General features: G+C 57.3%; 2 protein-coding genes, 1 tRNA gene and 2 rRNA genes (2 of these 5 only partly in view). All 5 read left to right on the forward strand.

Going from position 1 to position 2,500, the window contains the following annotated elements:
• Positions 1 to 1,228: ribosomal RNA gene (locus FJV83_RS25470) — 23S ribosomal RNA — on the forward strand (it extends 1,572 nt beyond the left edge of the window).
• Between the two features lie 195 nt (positions 1,229 to 1,423).
• A 5S ribosomal RNA gene (gene rrf / locus FJV83_RS25475) occupies positions 1,424 to 1,538 on the forward strand.
• Between the two features lie 186 nt (positions 1,539 to 1,724).
• Positions 1,725 to 1,801 (forward strand) — tRNA-Met (locus FJV83_RS25480).
• A 424-nt stretch (positions 1,802 to 2,225) separates the two neighbouring features.
• Entirely contained in the window at positions 2,226 to 2,492 is a 267-nt protein-coding gene (locus FJV83_RS37745) for a type II toxin-antitoxin system ParD family antitoxin (RefSeq protein ID WP_095772379.1), read from the forward strand.
• A gap of 3 nt (positions 2,493 to 2,495) precedes the next feature.
• A protein-coding gene (locus tag FJV83_RS25490) for a type II toxin-antitoxin system RelE/ParE family toxin (RefSeq protein ID WP_142878502.1) crosses the window boundary here: on the forward strand, positions 2,496 to 2,500 show its start. Its footprint extends 307 nt past the window's final position; the window shows 5 of its 312 coding nt (coding positions 1-5); its start codon is at positions 2,496 to 2,498; its stop codon lies beyond the right edge, outside the window.

Raw genomic sequence — 2,500 nt, forward strand, 5'->3', positions numbered from 1 at the left:
GTATACCAAGGCGCTTGAGAGAACTATGCTGAAGGAACTCGGCAAATTGCACGCGTAACTTCGGAAGAAGCGTGACCCTTTTCCACGCAAGTGGAGGAGGGTGGCACAGACCAGGGGGTAGCGACTGTTTATCAAAAACACAGGGCTCTGCGAAGTCGCAAGACGACGTATAGGGTCTGACGCCTGCCCGGTGCTGGAAGGTTAAGAGGAGGGGTGCAAGCTCTGAATCGAAGCCCCAGTAAACGGCGGCCGTAACTATAACGGTCCTAAGGTAGCGAAATTCCTTGTCGGGTAAGTTCCGACCTGCACGAATGGCGTAACGACTTCCCCGCTGTCTCCAGCATAGACTCAGTGAAATTGAATTCCCCGTGAAGATGCGGGGTTCCTGCGGTTAGACGGAAAGACCCCGTGCACCTTTACTATAGCTTTACATTGGCATTCGTAGTGGCATGTGTAGGATAGGTGGTAGGCTTTGAAACCTGGGCGCCAGCTCAGGTGGAGCCACCCTTGAAATACCACCCTTATTACTATGGATGTCTAACCGCGGCCCGTTATCCGGGTCCGGGACAATGTATGGTGGGTAGTTTGACTGGGGCGGTCGCCTCCTAAAGAGTAACGGAGGCGCGCGATGGTGGGCTCAGAACGGTCGGAAATCGTTCGCTGAGTGCAATGGCATAAGCCTGCCTGACTGCGAGACTGACAAGTCGAGCAGAGACGAAAGTCGGTCATAGTGATCCGGTGGTCCCGCGTGGAAGGGCCATCGCTCAACGGATAAAAGGTACGCCGGGGATAACAGGCTGATGACCCCCAAGAGTCCATATCGACGGGGTTGTTTGGCACCTCGATGTCGACTCATCGCATCCTGGGGCTGGAGCAGGTCCCAAGGGTATGGCTGTTCGCCATTTAAAGCGGTACGTGAGTTGGGTTCAGAACGTCGTGAGACAGTTCGGTCCCTATCTGCCGTGGGTGTAGGAATATTGAAAGGATCTGTCCCTAGTACGAGAGGACCGGGATGGACGGATCTCTGGTGGACCTGTTGTGGCGCCAGCCGCATAGCAGGGTAGCTATATCCGGACGGGATAACCGCTGAAGGCATCTAAGCGGGAAACCCACCTTAAAACGAGTATTCCCTGAGAACCGTGGAAGACGACCACGTTGATAGGCCGGGTGTGGAAGAGCGGCAACGCTTGAAGCTTACCGGTACTAATAGTTCGATCGGCTTGATCGTTCTCATTCCTTATGCCCATCGTGTAACACGATGGTCTGACCAGCGCTCACGCATGAGCGGCCCTTACGGGCCTATGCTCCGCGAGGGCGCCGGAAAACCGGCGACGCGCAGTCGCGCTTGCGGGCTTACGCCCGAAAGCCACAAACGTCGCCTTGGCACAAAAAACAGCTTCTCGAACAACGTGCGTTTTGCCGACCTGGTGGTTATGGCGGAGCGGCTGCACCCGATCCCATTCCGAACTCGGCCGTGAAACGCTCCAGCGCTGATGGTACTTCGTCTCAAGACGCGGGAGAGTAGGTCGCTGCCAGGTCTGCTAAACGCACGTTGAACTCACATCCAACCGGATCGAGTGAAATCTTCTCTCTACGAAAATGGCCCGCCAAGGGACCACGGGCCGCGTAAGCGGCCCTTTCATTTGGTGAGCCATATACCTATCTGTAGGCCAGCCTAGTCGTAGGCTTGCGCTTACATCCTAAGCAAGCTCGCTTAGTGGTGACGCGGGGTGGAGCAGCCCGGTAGCTCGTCAGGCTCATAACCTGAAGGTCACAGGTTCAAATCCTGTCCCCGCAACCAAATCACAATCGGCCCGCCTGGCTCAAACCAGCGGGCCGTTTTTGTTTTTAGGGCAACGATCGCCGACGACTGCCTCCCGCCCAGCGGTCCGCAAGCAGGCAAAGCCGAGGCGGAGCGGCGACCGCAACCAAATGCGAAATGAATTCTGCAGGCGGGGCCTCTTTCTCGACCGGCTTCGGTGCCCGTCGTCTCGCCTGTATGACGGAGAGCAGATCGTCGGAGCCGTCAATTGCAGAGCCGTTTCCTCGATCGCGCCGGCGTCAGCGGAACTGGGGCCGATGTCGCGGTTGTGCAGAATCGGCGAATCAAGCCCTGCGGAATAATCCGAATCAAAGGCGGAGTGCCGCCGCACCGGCTAGTTCTGGCAATAGGTGACATCTATTGCTATATTTCCCATGACCGGACATTCTTTCCAGAGGTTGCCATGCCCAATTACGCCCTGAACGACCATTATGAGAGCTTCATCAGGAAGCAGCTCGAATCAGGTCGTTACAACAATGCCAGTGAGGTTGTCCGCGCCGGGCTGCGTATGCTCGAGGATTTCGAGGCGGAGCGGGAGAGATGGCTGCGCGAGGAGATCCCTGGGCGCCTGACTGAGCTCCAGCAGGATCCGGCAAGGGGGATTCCTGCCGATACGGTGTTCTCTCGGCTGGAGGCGCGCCATCGCGCGAAGCTGGCGAAGGCCAGGTAGGGGATGGA

The organism is Mesorhizobium sp. WSM4307 (assembly GCF_007003945.1).
GTDB lineage: Bacteria > Pseudomonadota > Alphaproteobacteria > Rhizobiales > Rhizobiaceae > Mesorhizobium.